Consider the following 19,517-nt stretch of genomic DNA (forward strand, 5'->3'; position numbering starts at 1 on the left):
GTTCATTCTCCTTAGAAAGTAATCGAACTTATTTTAACAAAAAATGCTCAATACTATAATAGATTAAACTTGCTTGAGACTCACTTGATGATAAATCTTGTTCTCTTTTATAAAAATGTTACAACGGTATAAGCTGATACTTCTAAAACAGTAGAAAATTAGGTTTTTCCGTTTTTTCGATAGTCATATGGCCTATTTCACCATAATTACTATTTTTTTCTTGATGCAAATTCCCGTTTACGATAATGTCCTTTCCTATACACTAACATTTTATTCTTTTTTATAAAAGCTCTAAGAGAGTATAAACTTTGTTTATTCGATATACAAACTGTTAACAAAATAGTGACTTATAAAAAGAAATGATTGTGATTATGTTTAAATAAGTTACTTAATATTAATCTAATACCGGTAATTTATATTCAGAAGAGAGTACTGTTTTAACTATAAACTTGGTTTATTTGATATACAAACAAAGTAATAAGATGCTATAATGAACCTAACAATAACAACCGCTTCATGATATGGTCACCGCTATTTGTAATTTATGAAAGCGTTATCAACTATTGGTAGAGGAATCTACATATGGCTTATTTCGAAACGATGAATCCAATCAAATACCTTAGCCGCTAGATACAGTTTAAATTGGTTTAAAGACCTAGTAGCAAAGGGAGAAGTGTTTGATGATTTTTAAAGTGAGGTGGTAAGTACCGGCTGGTACCAATGGCTTATTTTTCATGCTATTTATTGTGGGGGAAAGAATACCACATGCAGATTTGAATATTCGTGGAAGCTATAAATAAAAAGTAGTCACATAGTTATGAAGTGGTTTCCAATAAGTAGCTTCATTCATTTGTTGGTTATAGACTTTTTTCAAAGAATCCATTTACTCATTTTCGCAGCTTTATCTTGAAAAGGGTTAAGAAAGTTTTTGAGGGAGTGTTCTCTCTATGATTAATGAAATTCAAACACAAAAGAAGGTGGTGGCCATTACGTTTGATGATGGCCCCAATCCCATTTACACGCCTAAAGTATTAAAGATTTTTTCACAAGCAAAAGGAAAGGCAACCTTCTTTATGATAGGGGAACAAATGAGAAACTATCCTGAGCTTGTACAACAAGTGGCTGCTTTAGGCCATGAAATCGGAAATCATACTTATACTCATCAGAAGCTGTCTCTTTTAAGTTATGAGGATTGTTTATCAGAAATTGAAAAGACAGAAAGATTAATAGAAAAACTTATTGGAATAAAACCAACTGTATTTCGTCCTCCTTTTATGGATTATCATGAGGACATGGTTTCATTGCTTCAACAAAAAGGCTATACCATGATCGGAGCGCTTAATTTGATGGCACAAGATTGGGGGCAGCCAGGGGTCGATCACATCTTAAAGACTACGAGGAATGTCATAAAGAATGGCAGTATTTTGATTTTCCATGATGGTTATGGGAACCGTTCACAAACAATAAATGCGATCCAAATACTTGTTGCAGAGTTAAGGGAACAAGGCTATCAACTTCTAACTGTAAGCGAGTTACTTGATTTGGATAAAAAAGAGGAAGCAGAAGTTAAATAGTCTGTGCTTCCTTTTGTTTTTTTTCAATTTTTTGAAATGCCATAATAAAAAATGAATTTTTAAACAGTTGAATAAATGTTACGTTGTAGTGAACGTAAACGGGGAAAATATACAAAACTGTCATTACAATGGCGAAAATTATAAGATACAAAGGAATTTGAATACTCGCATTAACTTTTATAAAGTACAGATCTAAATATATAATACCTGCTAATAAAGCTAAGACAACTCCTAGACCATTACTCCTAAGAAACTCCTTTTTATAGGTACCCCAAAAGGTTTGAAAAATAGGAATGTCACTTTGGCCCATGAGCCATTTACGGATCACTGTAAACATTGCTACGGTTGATGGGCTAATCCCAAAGAGGATTAGTCCAAGGATAGTGAAGCCAATCCAAAGTATATTAAGAAAAGCAAACCTAGAAATCCATTCAGTTAAGGCATATAGATGACTTATTGATCGTTTTTTCATTCCGAATTCCCTTCTTTATAGTGGTTACTATTAACAATTATAGAATATTAAATACATATTGAATATCAATAAATATTGAAATTTACAGAAATTTTATATACTAAAATAATAATGCGTGAATAGTAGAGGAAAAAATAATTTTTTTAAGGGCGATGTTATGTTTTTAAAATTACAAAAATGGAACACCTTGAGGAATCAAATTCTTGTTGTATTTTTAACCGTTATGTTGATCGTTTTAGTGATTGTTAGTTTTATTACGTTTAATAGGGTGTCCGCATTGTTAAAAAACAATGCGGAAAAACAAATTTATCAGACTGCTGTTGAGGCAAATGGTAGATTGGAATCTTTATATAAACAGATAAGTACAAGTTCGAAATTGGTCATGACTAACGATTCGATTCAAAGGACTTTAATAAAAGCAAATCAAGGTTATTCTATCCCTTTTTCTGAACGTCAACAATTGGAAAGGATCATAAATACCATTCAGGCAAATACAGATGGAATTTTTTCCTTTGAGATTTATAAGGATACTAAGAACCGATTAATCCCATTAGATGACACGAATTTAGTTACGATAATTGACAAAAAATGGATTAAGCGAGCTGATGATGCGAATGGTAGACTGGTTTGGATTGGTGACGACCCGCGTAACTCCGATAACATACTTGCGCTTAGGCGAATCAACCTTATCAATCGGGGGTTTGAGAGTGGTGGTTATTTACTGATTAGTATATATCGGGACTATCTTCAGTTTGTCGACCCAGATGAAACAAACATAGAAAATCAGTATTCCATATTATTAGATCATGATTTAAAACCGATTTTATCGAATTATAATCAATCTTTGGACCCCATTATAAAAAATGTTGGGCCTATAATGACATTAAACCAACAGGAGTATATGGTGACAAAACAAAGGTCAAATGAAACTGGGTGGACACTTGTTATTTTAACACCAGTTAAAGCGCTTACGGAAGGAATCAGTGTATTGCGTACAGGAATTATGATTGCAGGGATCATTGGATTTATTATTTTTTTGGTTAGTACACTTTTTCTATCCACTTATATTACAAGACCAATTATTAAATTAACAGAAACGATGCAGCGGGCCAGTGCTGGCTCATTAACGATGAACCCTCATGTTGCTGCTGTCCATGAAATCAGTGAACTGAATAGTACGTATAATCAGCTGGTAAAAGAAACGAACCATCTAATTAAAATGGTCTATCAAAAAGAAATAACACGAAGCCGAAGTGAATTAAAAGCATTACAAGCACAAATTAATCCACATTTTCTTTTTAATACTTTAGATGCCCTTAAGTGGGCTCTTGAAGATAAAGGAGAGGAAGAGTTGGCAGAGTTTGTTGTTGCGATGTCAAACTTGTTTCGTTATACGATCACTAAGCAAACTGATGGGGATTGGGTTCCGATCAAAGATGAAATTGAACATATTGAAAATTATATGGAAATAATGAAGATGCGTTTTGGCAATCAATTAAACTGGCAGCTTAACATGCCTCCTGAAATAGAAAGAATTAAAATTCCAAAATTATTAATTCAGCCATTGGTTGAGAATGCAGTCCTTCACGGAGCAGGGAATACAGTTAAGCCATGTACAATATCGGTGTCTATTCGACCTGTGGAAGATGGGGAACACCTACAAATCTGTGTGGAAGATGACGGCCCGGGAATAAATCAGGATAAGTTAATCACTATTAAACAGGCTATGCGGTCAGGGGGAGTCATGTCAAAAAAAGGTAATGGAATGGCCATCTTCAATGTGCACAAACGCTTGGAATTATATTATCAAAAAAGTGGGCTTACGATTGTGAGTGAAGAAAATAGAGGGACAGAGGTTTCGTTTATCATACCAGTGAAGGGGGAAGAAAACCATGTTGAATACGAAAACCATTTTAATCGTGGATGACGAACCAAGAACTCGGCAAGGATTGAAAAAATATTTGGAAACATGGGCAAATGGAAATTATCAAATATTTACCTCATCTAATGGAGAAGAAGCTATTAAATTGATGAAACAGCATAAAGTTCATATTCTGATCACAGATATCAGAATGCCGGAGATTACGGGACTTCAAATGTTAAGAATGGCAAAAGAACAGTGTATTTTTCCTGTTATCATTGTCATTTCAGCATATTCAGAGTTTGAATATGCTCAGGAAGCCCTTCGTCTAGGGGTGATTAATTATTTGCTAAAACCAATTAGTAAAAAGGCATTGATAGAAGCTGTGGAAGTTGCCATAAAAGAGGTAGAGAAAAAAGAGAGGGCTGGATTAATTGAAAAAGTGGTAGATACAAAACTCGTAAATACTAATATTCAAAACCTATCAAATAGAGAGCCAATACGGGAGGCAATCGATTATATTAACAAACATTTAAATAACGATTTAACTCAAAAAGAAGTAGCGGATTATGTTCATTTAAATCCAAGCTATTTTAGCTCACTGTTTAAAGAACATATGAAACTAACCTTTAGTGAATATGTAACCCGTCGAAGAATCCAGAGGGCAAAAGAATTATTAATGACTACTAATCTTCCAATAAACGATATTGCTGAAGAATCGGGCTATAAGACGGCAAAATATTTTATCAAGATTTTTAGAGAATTAGAGGGAATGACACCAAGTGCCTACCGGAAAAACAATAGTGAAAGGGTTTTCTAAAAAAAGTGGAATTTTCCCTAATGGTTGTGACCTATTTTTCAGAACTATCTGAATGTAGACTATGAATAGAAGGAAAAATGAGAAAAGATCATAGGGGGAATTATCATTGTTAAAAAAGAAAACGGTTGCAACCTTTGTCTCTGCCATATTGGTTGGTTTGTTGGCCCTTGCGGGATGTTCTTCCTCAAGCTCTACTAAAGAAAGCGATGCAGATGGTAAAAAAGTAATAAAATTTATGCATTTGTGGCCGGAAGGAAGCTCGAAAGCCCAATTCTCCATTGTAAAAGACGTAATCGATGAGTATGAAAAAGAACACAAAGATATAGACATCCAAACGGAAATTTTAAACCCAGATCAATATAGAGAAAAGTTGAAGGTTTTAGCTTCTTCGAATGAACTTCCTGATATTGGAATGACTTGGTCAGATGGTTTTATAAAACCTTATGTTGAAGGAAACATGTTAGCACCATTGGACGATATCGTTGAAAAAGATCCAGATCTGAAAGATTCGTTTATCCCTGGCGTGAAAGAATCCTATGCAGTTGATGGTAAAACATATGGTCTTCCACTAGAACTAAACATTTCTTATGTGTTTTATAATAAAGAAATTTTCGAAAAATATAACCTTGAAGTTCCAAAAACATTTAAAGAGTATAAAAATGTGGTGAAAATCTTAACAGATAATGGAGTGATTCCTGCAACTGTAGGGGCAAAAGATGGTTGGCCGGCATCTTTCTGGTTTATGTATCTGGCAGACCGGATTGGTGGGTCTACGATTTTAACAGATGTCATTAAAGGAAAAGCAAAATTTGATGATCCTACCATCCTAAAAGCAGCGGAAGAAGTACAAAATCTTGTAGATATGGGCGGTTTTGTTAAAGGGGCAAGCGCATTATCGAATGATGAAGCAAAAGGTTATTTTATGAATGAGCAGGCAGCCATGTTCTTAACAGCAACTTGGGAATTACCTAACTATACAACCAGTCCTGATGTGCCACAAGAATTCAAAGATAAGATCGGTTACTTCAAATTCCCGATTTATGAGGGAGGAAAAGGAACAGACATTAATAGCTATGTTGGCGGCCCGGGTGTTGGTTTATTCGTTGCAAAAGATTCGAAAGTTCAAAAAGAAGCAAAAGATTTTGTAGGCTACCTTATAAAAAGATGGGGAGAAAAATCAGTGATCGATGCTGGTGTCATTCCAGCAACAAAGGTAGACACATCTAGTATGGACTTATCTCCAATGTACATTGAAATCTTAAAGGATTTGAGTGAAGCATCTAATGTGACAACATATTTTGATACTCAGGCCAGCCCGGCTGTAGCTGAATTACACCATGATTTAGTAACGGCTCTATTTGGTAAACAAGTGAATCCAAAAGAATTCGTCAAACAACATGTGGATGAACTTGCAAAGGAGCAGAAGTAAAACAGCTTAGGTAAAAACAGAGTAGAGGGTATATTCGTTATACCCTCTATCACTTTAACCACTTTTCGTTGAAGGGAGTATGAATATGAAAAGTGTAATGTCAAATAAATGGGTAATCAGCCTTTATGTACTTCCATCTTTAATTCTTATTCTCCTATTAATTTATATACCTATTTTCTTAACTGGCTATTATGGATTAATGGACTGGAATGGTATCGGTCAAATGAAATTTATCGGTTTAGAAAACTATATCGAGTTAGTTCAGGACAAAAAGTTTTGGCAAAGTACTTGGCATTCCCTGTTACTTGGTATTTTTTCTACATTAAGTTTAGTTGGTTATTTAATTTTATCTTTGATCTTAGCTAGCAAGATTAAAGGTGCCAATGTTTTAAGGAAAATCTACTTAATCCCGATGCTGTTGTCCTCAGTCGCCATAGGTCAGCTTTGGGCAAAAATTTTTGACCCGACGAACGGTATGCTCAATAGATTACTAGTATTGCTCGGTGTTGAAAATCCTCCGCTTTGGCTTGCTGATTCTAATATTGTTTTATATGCCCTCTTTATTCCAATCGTATGGCAATACGCGGGATTCTACATCATTATTTTCTACGCTGCATTAAAAAATGTTCCGGAAGAACTGATCGAAGCAGCAAAAATTGACGGAGCATCTCCGATTCAAATTGCTTATAAAATCAAGGTACCTTTAATTGCAGGGGTCATCAAGGTTATGGTCATCCTGGCAATTGTTGGTTCATTAAAATACTTCGACTTAATTTTCGTGTTAACTGGTGGCGGGCCTAATGGTGCGAGTGAAGTGATGGCATCCTACATGTATACAGAAGCATTCAACAAATACAACTTCGGCTATGGAAGTGCCATTGGTTTTGGTTTGTTAGTCATCTGTCTTGTTATGACTTGGATCATTCAAAAACTGCTATCTTCTAAAGAGAATGTGGACTTTTAATATGGGGAGTGAAAAGGATGAGTAAAATTGTAGTAGAAACAAAAAAAACAACCCTGTCAGCTTCCTATAAAACTAGTAAATCACTAGTTAATAGAATTGGATACGGACTTTTGTACTTTGTTCTAGGTGTAATTGCGATTATTCAAATTTACCCGTTGGTGTGGTTATTCTTGTTTTCTTTAAAAACTAATCAAGAGGTTTTTGGAAAGTCTCCATTTGCACTTCCAGAAGATCCACAATGGGGGAATTATGTAAAGGCTTGGACTACAGGTCACATCGATATTTACTTCTTTAACAGTGTATTGTACACCGTCGTGGCAGTCGTACTTACCGTTATTTTAGCTAGTTTTGTCACTTTTGCGATTACAAGGATGCAATGGAAGTTAAGTGGATTCGTATTAGGATTGTTTATGGCAGGATATATGATTCCACTACATTCAACCTTAATTCCATTATTCAATTTCTTTAAAACTGCTAATCTCATTGATAATCCCGTTTCTGTTATTTTATCCTATGTCGCGTTTAATTTACCTATTACCATTATGATTCTAACGGGATTTTACAAAACACTACCAAGGGAAATTGAAGAAGCAGCAGTGATGGATGGATGCTCTATTCATAGAATTTTCTTCCAGATTACATTACCAATGACAGTACCAGTCCTGTCGACGACTATTATTATTAACATGATCTATAACTGGAATGAATTTGTATTCGTTAATACCTTTCTTAGTTCTGACAAATGGAAAACGATCACAGTTGGGGTTAATAACTTTGTGGGACAATATTTAACTGATTGGGGAGCAATTGGTGCAACATTAATGATTAGTATCATACCAGTTTTAATCGCTTATTTCCTTTTAAGTGACCGAATTGTTGAAGGAATAGCAGCAGGGTCTGTTAAAGGATAATGCTTTTTCATTTTCAATAACACAAAGGGGAAATAAGGATGTACCACCTACTTAAGGGAGAGATATAGATGGTAAAACAATCAAAACCAAATGAACCATTAGTCACACATATTTTTACAGCTGATCCTTCCGCACATGTTTTTGAAGGGAAGCTTTATATTTATCCATCACATGACATTGATCATGATGGTCCAACCAATGATAATGGTGACCAATATGCGATGGAAGATTACCATGTTTTATCTATGGATGATGTAAACGCACCATGTGTGGATCATGGAGAAGTTCTCCACTTAAAAGATATACCATGGGCAAGTAAACAGCTTTGGGCCCCTGATGCTGCATACAAAAACAACACGTATTACTTATATTTCCCTGCCAGGGATAAAGAAGGGATTTTCAGAATTGGTGTTGCGACAAGTCCTAATCCTGACGGACCTTTTATACCAGAGGAAAATTATATACCTGGCAGTTTTAGTATCGACCCAGCGGTATTAGTAGATGATGATGATCGGGCATATGTATATTTCGGTGGACTTTGGGGAGGACAGTTGGAAAAATGGCAAAAAGGAACGTTTAACCCAGAAGCTGAAGGCCCAGCACCGAATGAACCGGCTTTAGGTCCGAGAGTGGCGGAACTTAGTGAAGATATGCTCACGTTCAAGAATGACCCGCAGGAAGTTTCCATTATTGATGAAAACGGTAATCCAATTCTTGCAGGTGATGAAGATCGAAGGTATTTTGAAGGTCCATGGGTTCATAAATACAATGGGCTTTACTATTTATCCTATTCAACGGGAACCACTCATAAAATTGTTTATGCTGTCAGTGATCAACCACGGGGGCCATTTATTTTTAAAGGTACCATTCTTACTCCTGTAAAAGGGTGGACCACACATCATTCAATTGTCCAATTTAAAGATAAGTGGTACCTGTTTTATCATGATTGCTCCCTTTCCGATGGCGTGAATCATTTGCGATGTGTGAAATATACTGAATTAAAATATAATGAAGATGGGACGATTCAAACGATTCACCCTTATGGGGAGTAAGAAGAAGGGATACAGTCTTCGTTCATGAGCTTAAGTCTATTTTTTATCTAAATAGAACAGAAAGAAAGGAGCTTTATAGATAAGCTCTTTTTTTATGTATAACTTATAAAATTAGGATATGTTAACATTTGGTAAAGGGGTGAAAAAACTTCTCCCCTTACATAAATTCACCTGTTGGAAAAATTTCATACTTTTTTATTTGCATTATCTAAATAGATAGGTAATATTTAAACTATCTAGGATAAAAAGGGGTCTGATTATGTCGAAAAACAAAAAGAATGTGAAAAATGTATCCAATTCATCTTCTAAGTTTATTTTTTGGGTAATTGGATTAATTGCAGTAGGTATTTTAGGACTCATTTTTCTTGGTAATTTTTCTGACAAAGAGGAAGAAAAAGCAGGAACGAAACAAGTAAAAATTGATTATAGCAATCAACCATTCCTTGGTGATGAGTCAGCGCCTGTTTCAATTATTGAATTCGGTGATTATAAATGTCCTTACTGTAAAGATTTTGCGGAAACAGCTGTTCCAACTATTCAAAAGGAACTCATTGATACAGGAAAAGCGAAGTTTTATTTTATGCATGACTCTTTTATCAACGTAGATTCAGAACGTTCCGCCAAATTTGCCGAATCTGTTTATCAAGAATTAGGCAATGAGATGTTTTGGAAATTCCATGACCTTCTATATAAAAAGCAGCCAGAAGATACGAAATATGAAAAAATCGATTATTTTACAGAAGAATTTTTAATTAATACATTAAAAGAAATAGCCAGTGATGAAGAGATTGATAAAGTGGTAAAAAATTTCAAGGAAAACAAATCGAAGGATTTATGGGAAGAAGATATGGAGTATGTAGCAAAATTAGGTGTTACTGGAACGCCAGCGCTCTTTGTAAATGGAAAGAGGTTTGAAGGTAAAACCATTGACGACTTAAAAGAAATGGTCGAAAAAGAAGCTGAGGGAAAATAAAATGAATAAATCCTTGCTGCTTTCTTGGATTGCTGCCATTATTGCCACACTTGGCAGTTTATATTTTAGTGAAGTGAAGCATTTCATTCCTTGTACCCTTTGTTGGTATCAGCGAATTTTCATGTATCCGCTTGCGATTATGCTTGGGGTGGCCGTTTATCGAAATGATAAAGAAATCTTTCAATATGTACTCCCATTATCTGTGATTGGACTGCTGATTTCTGGATACCATATCCTGTTGCAAAAGGTACCTTCATTTAAGCAGTTTGAAATGTGTACATCCGGAGTACCGTGTTCACAGGATTATATTAATTGGCTTGGTTTTATCACGATACCAATGTTAGCCTTTGTTGCTTTTATGATTATCACGGTTTGTATGATGATGATGGCGCGCAGCAAAAAATAAGAGGGGGTCCCTATAGTATATTTTTAGGGTTCCCCCTTTTTTGATTACTCTAAATGATTTTTTCTCCAAATCAACAAAGAAGATTTCACAGACTTTATGGGAGAGATACATTTTAGAAATTAAATCTATTATTTTAGTTTGTATCAATATTGCCACTTAGAATAATTAATGAAGACCTTTAAAATTAACAAAAATATCTTTGATTCTTTTCACTCTTGAAGACCAAGAAGTTTGATCAATTTCTTCACCTGAAAGCCTAAAACTAATTGTCCGTTGATAAAAGTCGCCGGCGTGGCATAAATTTTCTTTTCTTTTAATTGGTTGAAATATTCCTTATGGATGGAAGCATTCCGTTCCTCAAATTCTATTCCATGTTCTGTTAAAAATAATTTCACTTGGTCGCAATAGGTGCAGCCATTGCTAGTGTAAACAATTACTTCCTGTTTTGACATCTTCTAACCTCCCCAAATTACCTTGTGCATTCGCACTTTTTACTTTTCAGACGGCTTCAGGACATTTGTAACGTCTCCTTTACCCAAAAACGGATATATTTCCACGGAACATGATGGAAATAGGTTTGAATGAATATTACCTCTCGTTCTTTTCACTTTTATCAACTCTTTTGTTCAAACAATTATTTTTACATATATAAAATAAAATCGTCCAACAAAAAATGTTGGACTTTAACTAATTAAATGGATTTTCCAAGGAATGCTTTTAGCATCCATACGTGTTTTTCCAGATCGGAATGAATGGAAAGGAGCATGTCTCCTGTTGCTTCATCATCATTTTCTTCAGCAAGTCTCATACCTTCTTTCAACTCTTTAATAACAACGGAGAAATCATTGATGATGGACTGAACCATTTCATCGGTAGTTTCTGTTCCGAGTGCTTCTTTTATAGCTGAAGTTTCAAGGTATTCCTTCATCGTAGCAACAGGTTTACCGCCAATCGCAAGCAAACGTTCCGCCAATTCATCCAAATGATCGGCTGCTTCATTATAGAATTCTTCGAACTTGGCATGTAAGGTGAAAAACTGATCACCTTTTACAAACCAGTGATAATTATGCAGTTTTAAGTACAAAACAGCCCAATTCGCAATTTGTTTGTTCAATACATTTGCTAACTGATTTTCCATCGTTTCATCCTCCTTAAAAATCATCCGTATTATTATTCCCCTAATTCTTAAATGATATTGAGGCAATTTTTTTAAATAGGTAGAAATTTTGGAGATATTTCATTTTTGATGTTACAAACTTGATACATTATGTAAAAAAACAGTTTAAACGATCCAATTAAACCGAATTTTGGTGGATATTTTTTTTATGGATAATTATTCCACGATCTAGATAAATACTTTTATAATAGGCATTTTCATCATATTTTAATAGATTCCAATTATTAGTTAATGAATCCAATTGTTACAACTGGTAGCCTAGGTTGTAGAGAAATGAGCGATAATCTAGGAGGTAATATTAATGAGGAAACTTAAGAAACTCATCATTGTAACTGGAATGATTGTTTCAATTACTGCATTTTCAAATATTAATAAGGCAGAAGCATCAACTACTCGTACCGTTCAAAAAGGAGAGACTTATTGGAACATTGCGAAGGGTTTTGGTGTTCCTGTAGACACTTTGATGAATGCAAACAATAAAAAGCCGCTTATTGCAGGACAAACGATGATTTTGCCAAACTCACCAATTTCTGCTGCTGATAAAGATTTAATGGCACGTCTAGTTCGTGCGGAAGCAGTTGGAGAACCTTATGCCGGAAAAGTAGCTGTAGCTACGGTGATTCTGAACCGCTTGAAACATCCTGACTTCCCAAATACTATACGAGGAGTCATCTATCAAATTGATGGTGGACATTATGCTTTTACTCCAGTAGCCAATGGTCAGATTAATAAGGCGGCAGATAATGATTCGAAAAGAGCGGTTAATGAAGCCATTGCGCTAATGGGTAAAGGCAATGGATCACTATATTTCTACAATCCTAAGACTTCTTCTAGCAAATGGATTTTATCCCGTCCGGTAACTGTAAAAATTGGTAATCATGTATTTGCAAAATAAATGTTGATTTATTTTTGACGAATGAAACAAAAAGTAGTGAACCCTATTATGGGTTTCACTACTTTTTTTGTACGCTATGAAAGTATATTTTCTATTTTGAATGAAGGAATAAATTTGTCCAAAAGAGAATAAGTAATAACTGCCATTTATTTGTTAATTGTGCCTGAGGGGGGATAAGATGGATACTGTGAAGGAAAAATATCAAATCTATCCAATGTATCTAGACGGAAAATGGGTCGGCAAGGATTACAAGGTGTTCACCGAAATTATAAATCCAGCGACAAAAGAAGTTATAGGAGTAGTGCCTAAGGGTGGTGCCTATGAGGCAGAGCAGGCAGTGGATGCCGCGCATAAGGCATTTAAGACATGGTCGAAAAAGACAGCAGAAGAGCGCTATCAGTTGTTAATGAAGTGGCACCAGTTAATTGATGAAAATAAGCAAGAAATTGCCAGAATCATGACGATGGAGCAAGGAAAACCGCTTAAAGAAGCACTTGGTGAAGTTCAGTATGCAAATGGATTCATCTCGTGGTATGCCGAAGAAGGAAAGCGTGTATATGGTGAGACGATACCTGCTTCCCATCCTAATAAACGAATTTTAGTAAGAAAAGAACCGGTTGGGGTTATAGCAGCCATTACTCCGTGGAACTTCCCGGCGGCCATGATTACTAGAAAAGTGGGACCGGCACTGGCAGCAGGCTGTACCTGTGTGGTCAAGCCTGCGAACCAGACGCCTCTTACTGCCTTGAAACTGGCAGAGCTTGCTCATGAAGCTGGAATCCCAAAAGGTGTTTTGAATGTCATTACCGGACGCTCCACTGAAATAGGTGATGTTTGGTTGAAGGACCCTCGTGTTACTAAAATTACCTTTACCGGTTCGACAGAAGTTGGTAAAACATTAATGCGTGGAGCAGCGGAAAATGTAAAAAAAGTGTCGTTGGAGCTTGGTGGAAATGCGCCATTTATCGTAATGGAGGATGCTGATTTAGCGAAAGCAGCCAGAGGTCTTATCCAATCAAAATTTCGAAATGCAGGCCAGACTTGTATTTGCACCAATCGTGTATATGTGCAAGAAAGTGTAGCGGAAGAGTTTATTAAACTGTTTGAAGCAGAATTAAGGAAACTTAAAATCGGTAACGGATTGGAAGAAGGTACGGATATTGGTCCATTAATTGATCAGGCTGCTAAATCTAAAGTAGAAGCACTTGTACAAGATGCGGTTGATAAGGGAGGAAAGGTCATTTATAGCGGGATTAAGCCTTCCGAGGAAAACGGATATTTTTACGCACCGACCATTTTAATAAATGTCAATGATGATATGGAATGTATGAGGGATGAAATCTTTGGCCCTCTAGCTCCGATAGCTACCTTCAAAACAGAAGAAGAAGTGATTGAAAGAGCTAATGATTCTTCCTACGGATTAGCCGCCTATGTATACACCGAGAATTTAAGTCGTTCCTTTAGGATAACAGAGCAGCTAGAGTATGGGATAGTTGGCCTTAACGATGCTTTGCCTTCTGTTGTTCAAGCGCCGTTTGGCGGATATAAGGAAAGCGGACTAGGCCGAGAGGGTGGTCATTACGGCATTGAAGAATTTTTAGAAGTAAAATATATTTCTATTGGACTTGACCCTAATTAATAGGAAGCGATAGTAGTAAACTCTAATTATAGAGTTTACTGCTTTTTTAATTTTGTTTTTCATCAAATTGTTCGAAGAATTGTAAAAATTAAATAGGATAAAAGTATGATAACATATTAATGTAAGTGTAAAACTTAATAATACTTAAAGGTAGTGGCTAAATATGGAAGAACAAAGAAAAATAAAGTTCAGTATTCAAAAAAAATTAGTGTTGGGGATCACAACTGTTGCTTTTATCACATATTCAATTAGTGCTTTTGTCATCTTTGTGCTGTCAGACTACATAAACGAAATTACGAATCTATCATTTAAGTCGATCGTTTTATTTATTTTAATGCAAGGTGTTTTTTGGTGTGGTGTATTAGGATATGTAGCCGCTTTATACATAACAAGACCGCTCAAAAGAATAGAAGAACATGTTACATTGGCGGCGGGCGGAAATCTCAAATACGATCTCCCTGTTCCGAAATCAAATGATGAGTTAAGGTCATTAACCATTGCATTTAACCAAATGTTAAAAAATTTACGTCAAGCCGTGCAGGAGATTGACAGTAATTCTAGTGTTACGAATCAAACTGTTGATTTAATTTCTAAGAAAACAATTGAAGCAAATGGTTCTTTTAAAAATGTATCTAATAATATCGATAAAATAGATCAAGGAACTCAAAAAACCGAAGCATTAATCGAAACCACCGTCCATACACTAAACTCTCTTAAGGAAATTGCTGACATTATAGAAAAAAGAGCAAATGATACAAGTTCTTTTACAAATAAAATGCATGACACCTTAAAAGAAACAGTTGGATCGGTTGGAACTATCGTAGAAGGTTTACATAAAGTATCAAATGAAAGCCAGCTTTCCGTACAATCGGTTATGAAGTTAAAAAATTATGCTGATGAAGTTAATCGTGTAATTACTATTGTTGGGGATATTTCTACCCAAACAAACTTATTAGCATTAAACGCGAGTATTGAAGCAGCAAGGGCGGGTGAACTTGGAAAAGGCTTTGCGGTAGTTGCTGACGAAGTTCGTCATTTGGCTGATGAAAGTGCGGAATCTGTAAAAGAGATTTCGAAGTATATTCGAAATATGCAAACAGAAGTGGAAGAAGTAGTGAACCGGATGATTTCTTTAAGCCAAGAAACAATCAATGAATCAAAAAATGGCAAAAAAGCGAGTAATGATATCGTTCAGATGGAAGAAGTCTCCGTATCCATCATAGAAAAAATTCATGAAATCTCCTCTCTTGTGAATGAACAGATGAGGATTATTCAAAAAACAGCAGTTCAATTGAACGAAGTTTCTCAAGTGGCTAAAGAAGCAGCTGTTTCTAGTGATAATGTGACGGATTATATTTTACATCAATCAAAGTTGATGGAAGAAATTGAGAGTATATCCATTCAATTAACAAAAGAAGCGGATAAAATGAGGGGAACTGTAGAGAAATTTACCTATTAAAATGGTTCTGACAGACGTGAAATGCCGTGCTCTAAAATATTTTGGGCACGGCTATTGGTCATTTATAAAAAAGAATACTTTGAGAAGAGTTTAGCGCTAGTTCCCTATCAGTGAATGATTCGGCTCTTCCAGTGTTCTTTCTCTTGCTTGGAGCACGGCATAAAGATGGAATCGTCAGCAAAAACATAGCACAATTAAAAACCGCTTTTTTAGGAGGTCGTACATCGTCGACTAAAACATTTGCTCTTTTCTGAACATTTTACTTGGTAAGTAGTTTATTGCTGTGCTACGATAATATGATAAAGTATATGTAAAAATGAGGGGTATACATGATTAAAACCATTTTGTTCGATGTTGATGGGGTATTTCTAAGTGAGGAACGTTATTTTGATGCCTCTGCATTAACCGTTTGGGAAATGCTGTATAGTCCAAATTACCTTGCACTAAAACCTGGAAAATTTAAAACAGACTATAACAACGAAGAAATCACTGAAATACGTAAATGGGTTTTCCAAAATGACCAAATCCTAAAATTCCAAAAATCGCGCGGGCTTAATGCAAACTGGGATATGATTTACTTAACATTTAGCCACCAACTTATTCACCTCCTATCACAAATCAAAGAGTTTGAATCAGACAAAATTGTAAAATGGTGTCAGGCACCCATTGATCGAAAAGTGTTATTAGAGATCGGCCAGGTATTAAGGAATTATTCGGTTGTGGTGGATTTTAGTTTATTTTTAAAAGATTTTGAGCGGACAGAGGCTTCAAAACAGGAGCTATTGGGTTATTTGAATAAGTTGGCGTTTGAGAAACTCGGGGTCAAAACGTCGATCTTTCTTAAGGGAGAGCTATGGTCTGTTTGCGAGCATGTTTCCCAAGAGTGGTATGTCGGGGATGAGTATGTACTTGTTTCAACCGGAAGGACGCCAGTACAGATTGGAAAGAAGGGATTTCTAGCAAACGAAACAACGCTAGCACCTAAAGAGGAGATTGCGAAGCTGTTTGAATTTTTGAAGCGAGAGGGATATGAGATCGGTATTGGAACCGGACGTCCGGAGTTAGAAACGATTAAGCCATTTGTCCATTTGGATTGGTTGAAATATTTTGATGTTAATAGGATTGTAACAGCAGATGATGTACTTAGAGCAGAAGAGAAGCTACCAGAATGGAAACCTTTATCAAAGCCACATCCTTTTACATACTTGATGGGACTTTATCAGAAAAAACTTTCCGTTCAAGAATGTTTAGATTGGCCGCTTCCAATAGAAAATGGTGAGTCTGTTCTGATTGTAGGGGATTCTTTAGCGGACTTTATGGCAGCCCAACAAATGGGTGCAAAGTTTGCTGCCGTTTTAACAGGCCTTTCTGGCAAAGCGGCAAGAGCAGAATTTGAAGCGTATAATGTGGATTTTATTCTTGATTCAGTGGTTGATTTGAAAAAGATATTATAATAAACGTTAATTTTATATTCATGAATTGGCTACAATCAGAGAATGAAAGAATTTAACGCCTTTGATTAAGGTGAAAGGAAATCAAGAGAGGGAAATCCCGTTTCAATTGTGGGGATGAGCCCTCTTTTTATTAGTTCAAGAACTGTTAGCGCAAGCGCCCTAGCGGCAAGACGTCTTCAGTCTTCGCCCTACGATAAGCCAACATCGAATTGCTTACGCTCTTCGTGTTTCCTATATCTCAGTTGAAGAACCTCCATGCCATACACCGCTAAACAGGGCGCTTTCGCTTTTCTATTAAACTGTTTCTACTTTTTGTTTTTCTACAGGACCTGCGTGAAAGGAGTCTACATTTGAAATTTCTAAAAATTGAGCTTCTTCTAGGCCGTCAATCAATGTTAACTCGCGAATCCCATCGGTTCCTAATGCTTTATCTAGTGTCAAGACCATGATTGCTTCTCCACCGACTTCCGTACGTCCTACCTGCATTGTACCGATATTGATGTAAAAATTGCCTAATAATGAACCAACTTTACCAATCATGCCGGGAACATCTTGATGTTTAATATATAGAAGATATTTTTCTGGTTTCACATCGATCCGGTATTGGTTGATTTTAACGATACGTGCGCCGTAACCATTTAATACGGTTGCACCAATCCGAGCTGTATCCTCACCTTGAGAAACAGCCAGTTCCATATAGTTAGCAAAGCCTTTATTTGTGGCATTCTTTTGTACATTATAAGGAACACCTTGTTCTTTCAACAAGTGTAGAACATTGATGAGATTGACAGAATCGCTTAAATGATAGGAGAGTATACCTCGCAGTAGGGTACGCGTAAGTAGTTCCGTATCTTCATCTACTAAGTCTCCATAATAATTAATTTCAATCTTGCTCGGTGCTTGCTTCTTCAATAATTGGATTGCTAGCTGCCCGATTTGATCTGCTAGTAATAAGTATGGTTGTAGCTTCGCCTGTGTTTCACCGGACATTTGTGGCATATTTACCGCATTTTGAATGGATTGTTTTTCAAAAATCTCAATGATTTCCTTACTAACTTCTTCAGCAACCTTTTCCTGAGCCTCGACGGTGGAAGCACCCAAATGCGGAGTTACAATAATGTTTGGATTTTGTAACAATTCTGGATCAGTCACCGGTTCTTTTTCAAATACATCAAGGGCCGCCCCAGCTACATGACCTGTATTGATGGCTCGAACCAATGCTTTTTCATTGATAATTCCGCCACGTGCACAGTTAACAAAACGAACACCTTTTTTGGTTTTGCTTAAAAACTCATCATTAATAATGCCGCGGGTATCATTGGTTAGTGGGGTATGAATGGTAATAAAATCTGATTCGGCTGCGATCAAATCTAGGCTTGCTTTTTTAATGCCCAGTTTTTTAGCACGCTCTTCTGTTAAGTATGGGTCAAATCCTAAAATGTTCATTCCAAAGCTCTTGGCACGCTTGGCTACTTCTGTTCCAATTTTGCCCATTCCGATAACACCGAGAGTTTTTTTGTATAGCTCAACACCTTTAAACGAATTTCGGTCCCATTCTCCACCAGACGTCTTTTGATGAGCTTGAGGAATTTTCCGTGCCAATGAAAGCATCATAGCCAATGTATGTTCTGTAGCAGCAATCGTATTAGCTCCCGGCGCGTTAATGACAATAATCCCTTTGCGGGTAGCTGCACTGATATCGATGTTATCAACACCTACACCAGCTCTGGCTATGACTTTCAGTCGGTCGGCTGCCTGAAGCAGTTCTTCTGTAACCTTTGTTTGACTTCGTACGATCAATGCGTCATACTCGCCAATAATTTTTATTAATTCTTCTACTGGCAGGGTAGGCTGCCGTTCCACGATATAGTTGGGATGATTCACTAAACATTCCAAACCAGTTTGACTAATTCCGTCCGTAACTAGTACCTTATACATTTTATTAACCTCCTATTTTATAAAAATTAAAAAATGATTCAGATCAATTAAATTGTGGATATCACTCCTTTTGGCCATCTATGGAAATAAGTAAAAAAAAAACGTCCCTCATAACAGACACAGTGGTCGTGTTATGAGGGACGTGTAAGAACGCGTGGTGCCACCCTCTTTTGCCGCAAATAAATGCAGCCTTCATTAAAATATAACGGGTATTTCCCGGGCGCGCCTACTAAAAAGTTCAGCTGCCAGTTCAGAAGGGCTGGGCATGGATAAGATTTGGCACCGGTTCACAGCGTCCACCGGCTCTCTGAAGCCATCTCTTAATGCCGTCTTCATCATTACTTTTAATTAAAATATTAGAAATTTCAAAATCACAATGAATATAGGGATTATTCTACAATCCACCTTCATTATTGTAAAGAGTTAAAGTTAAAAAATTTTGTTTATTATTAATAAAAAAAATTACTAATAGAAAGAAAATCCCTTTGTTATG

Annotated in this window: 17 protein-coding genes and 1 other annotated feature; of the genes, 13 read left to right on the forward strand and 4 right to left on the reverse strand. The window is 36.2% G+C overall.

All coding sequences use genetic code 11. From position 1 onward, the window contains the following. The first annotated feature begins 947 nt into the window (after positions 1 to 947). Entirely contained in the window at positions 948 to 1,574 is a 627-nt protein-coding gene (locus tag G4Z05_RS09760) for a polysaccharide deacetylase family protein (RefSeq protein WP_163251780.1), read from the forward strand. Here G4Z05_RS09760 and G4Z05_RS09765 read toward each other — a convergent pair. Then, positions 1,567 to 2,046, reverse strand: a complete 480-nt coding sequence (locus G4Z05_RS09765) for a YesL family protein (RefSeq protein ID WP_163251781.1) — start codon at positions 2,044 to 2,046, stop codon at positions 1,567 to 1,569. The two genes, G4Z05_RS09760 and G4Z05_RS09765, sit on opposite strands and share 8 nt — an antisense overlap. Before the next feature lie 157 nt (positions 2,047 to 2,203). On the opposite strand from G4Z05_RS09765, the gene G4Z05_RS09770 reads away from it, so the two are divergent. From G4Z05_RS09770 to G4Z05_RS09805, 8 genes are all read left to right on the forward strand, one after another. Continuing rightward, a complete protein-coding gene (locus tag G4Z05_RS09770) occupies positions 2,204 to 3,973 on the forward strand; it encodes a sensor histidine kinase (protein WP_163251782.1) in 1,770 nt (589 codons plus the stop codon). Beyond that, complete coding sequence (locus G4Z05_RS09775) at positions 3,939 to 4,727, forward strand: response regulator transcription factor (protein WP_395534845.1); 789 nt, start codon at positions 3,939 to 3,941, stop codon at positions 4,725 to 4,727. The genes G4Z05_RS09770 and G4Z05_RS09775 overlap by 35 nt, the downstream gene beginning before the upstream one ends. Positions 4,728 to 4,833: 106 nt before the next feature. Continuing rightward, positions 4,834 to 6,156, forward strand: a complete 1,323-nt coding sequence (locus G4Z05_RS09780; RefSeq protein WP_240465360.1) for an extracellular solute-binding protein — start codon at positions 4,834 to 4,836, stop codon at positions 6,154 to 6,156. A gap of 85 nt (positions 6,157 to 6,241) precedes the next feature. Next, entirely contained in the window at positions 6,242 to 7,120 is an 879-nt protein-coding gene (locus G4Z05_RS09785) for a carbohydrate ABC transporter permease (RefSeq protein WP_163251783.1), read from the forward strand. 17 nt (positions 7,121 to 7,137) lie between these two features. Continuing rightward, entirely contained in the window at positions 7,138 to 8,031 is an 894-nt protein-coding gene (locus G4Z05_RS09790) for a carbohydrate ABC transporter permease (RefSeq protein WP_163251784.1), read from the forward strand. Between the two features lie 68 nt (positions 8,032 to 8,099). Beyond that, the gene (locus G4Z05_RS09795) at positions 8,100 to 9,083 is read left to right on the forward strand and encodes a glycoside hydrolase family 43 protein (protein WP_163251785.1); all 984 of its coding nucleotides are present in this window, start codon (positions 8,100 to 8,102) and stop codon (positions 9,081 to 9,083) included. 259 nt (positions 9,084 to 9,342) lie between these two features. Further along, positions 9,343 to 10,056 carry a DsbA family protein gene (locus tag G4Z05_RS09800; RefSeq protein ID WP_163251786.1) on the forward strand — a complete coding sequence of 238 codons (714 nt, stop codon included), beginning with the start codon at positions 9,343 to 9,345 and terminating at the stop codon, positions 10,054 to 10,056. A gap of 1 nt (position 10,057) precedes the next feature. Further along, positions 10,058 to 10,462 (forward strand): disulfide oxidoreductase, encoded by a 405-nt coding sequence (locus tag G4Z05_RS09805; RefSeq protein WP_163251787.1) that lies wholly within the window; start codon positions 10,058 to 10,060, stop codon positions 10,460 to 10,462. 209 nt (positions 10,463 to 10,671) lie between these two features. On the opposite strand, the gene G4Z05_RS09810 is transcribed toward G4Z05_RS09805, so the two are convergent. Then, positions 10,672 to 10,914 (reverse strand): glutaredoxin family protein, encoded by a 243-nt coding sequence (locus tag G4Z05_RS09810; protein WP_038536931.1) that lies wholly within the window; start codon positions 10,912 to 10,914, stop codon positions 10,672 to 10,674. Between the two features lie 239 nt (positions 10,915 to 11,153). Further along, the gene (locus tag G4Z05_RS09815) at positions 11,154 to 11,600 is read right to left on the reverse strand and encodes a Dps family protein (protein ID WP_163183623.1); all 447 of its coding nucleotides are present in this window, start codon (positions 11,598 to 11,600) and stop codon (positions 11,154 to 11,156) included. Between the two features lie 340 nt (positions 11,601 to 11,940). Here G4Z05_RS09815 and G4Z05_RS09820 point away from each other — a divergent pair, with 340 nt between their 5' ends. From G4Z05_RS09820 to G4Z05_RS09835, 4 genes are all read left to right on the forward strand, one after another. After that, positions 11,941 to 12,534, forward strand: coding sequence for a cell wall hydrolase (locus G4Z05_RS09820; protein WP_038536925.1), 594 nt, complete (start codon positions 11,941 to 11,943; stop codon positions 12,532 to 12,534). 214 nt (positions 12,535 to 12,748) lie between these two features. Beyond that, positions 12,749 to 14,173: an NAD-dependent succinate-semialdehyde dehydrogenase gene (locus G4Z05_RS09825; protein WP_163251803.1), complete on the forward strand. Its 1,425-nt coding sequence runs from the start codon at positions 12,749 to 12,751 to the stop codon at positions 14,171 to 14,173. Positions 14,174 to 14,336: 163 nt separating this feature from the next. After that, positions 14,337 to 15,632, forward strand: a complete 1,296-nt coding sequence (locus tag G4Z05_RS09830; RefSeq protein ID WP_163251788.1) for a methyl-accepting chemotaxis protein — start codon at positions 14,337 to 14,339, stop codon at positions 15,630 to 15,632. Between the two features lie 329 nt (positions 15,633 to 15,961). Then, positions 15,962 to 17,086 carry an HAD family hydrolase gene (locus G4Z05_RS09835; protein WP_163251789.1) on the forward strand — a complete coding sequence of 375 codons (1,125 nt, stop codon included), beginning with the start codon at positions 15,962 to 15,964 and terminating at the stop codon, positions 17,084 to 17,086. Between the two features lie 294 nt (positions 17,087 to 17,380). Here G4Z05_RS09835 and serA read toward each other — a convergent pair whose 3' ends face one another. Continuing rightward, positions 17,381 to 19,024, reverse strand: a complete 1,644-nt coding sequence (gene serA, locus G4Z05_RS09840) for a phosphoglycerate dehydrogenase (protein ID WP_163251790.1) — start codon at positions 19,022 to 19,024, stop codon at positions 17,381 to 17,383. 133 nt (positions 19,025 to 19,157) lie between these two features. Then, positions 19,158 to 19,372: a binding site (T-box leader), on the reverse strand. Positions 19,373 to 19,517: the final 145 nt, after the last annotated feature.

The sequence above is a fragment of the Neobacillus thermocopriae genome (assembly GCF_010975035.1).
GTDB lineage: Bacteria > Bacillota > Bacilli > Bacillales > Cytobacillaceae > Neobacillus > Neobacillus thermocopriae.

Coding starts and splice junctions, on each gene's coding strand:
- G4Z05_RS09815 (WP_163183623.1), bottom strand. CDS start 11,600: ATGGAAAATCAGTTAGCAAATGTATTGAACAAACAAATTGCGAATTGG.
- G4Z05_RS09825 (WP_163251803.1), top strand. CDS start 12,749: ATGTATCTAGACGGAAAATGGGTCGGCAAGGATTACAAGGTGTTCACC.
- G4Z05_RS09790 (WP_163251784.1), top strand. CDS start 7,138: ATGAGTAAAATTGTAGTAGAAACAAAAAAAACAACCCTGTCAGCTTCC.
- G4Z05_RS09835 (WP_163251789.1), top strand. CDS start 15,962: ATGATTAAAACCATTTTGTTCGATGTTGATGGGGTATTTCTAAGTGAG.
- G4Z05_RS09770 (WP_163251782.1), top strand. CDS start 2,204: ATGTTTTTAAAATTACAAAAATGGAACACCTTGAGGAATCAAATTCTT.
- G4Z05_RS09785 (WP_163251783.1), top strand. CDS start 6,242: ATGAAAAGTGTAATGTCAAATAAATGGGTAATCAGCCTTTATGTACTT.
- G4Z05_RS09795 (WP_163251785.1), top strand. CDS start 8,100: ATGGTAAAACAATCAAAACCAAATGAACCATTAGTCACACATATTTTT.
- G4Z05_RS09765 (WP_163251781.1), bottom strand. CDS start 2,046: ATGAAAAAACGATCAATAAGTCATCTATATGCCTTAACTGAATGGATT.
- G4Z05_RS09800 (WP_163251786.1), top strand. CDS start 9,343: ATGTCGAAAAACAAAAAGAATGTGAAAAATGTATCCAATTCATCTTCT.
- G4Z05_RS09760 (WP_163251780.1), top strand. CDS start 948: ATGATTAATGAAATTCAAACACAAAAGAAGGTGGTGGCCATTACGTTT.
- G4Z05_RS09830 (WP_163251788.1), top strand. CDS start 14,337: ATGGAAGAACAAAGAAAAATAAAGTTCAGTATTCAAAAAAAATTAGTG.
- serA (WP_163251790.1), bottom strand. CDS start 19,024: ATGTATAAGGTACTAGTTACGGACGGAATTAGTCAAACTGGTTTGGAA.
- G4Z05_RS09775 (WP_395534845.1), top strand. CDS start 3,939: ATGTTGAATACGAAAACCATTTTAATCGTGGATGACGAACCAAGAACT.
- G4Z05_RS09810 (WP_038536931.1), bottom strand. CDS start 10,914: ATGTCAAAACAGGAAGTAATTGTTTACACTAGCAATGGCTGCACCTAT.
- G4Z05_RS09805 (WP_163251787.1), top strand. CDS start 10,058: ATGAATAAATCCTTGCTGCTTTCTTGGATTGCTGCCATTATTGCCACA.
- G4Z05_RS09820 (WP_038536925.1), top strand. CDS start 11,941: ATGAGGAAACTTAAGAAACTCATCATTGTAACTGGAATGATTGTTTCA.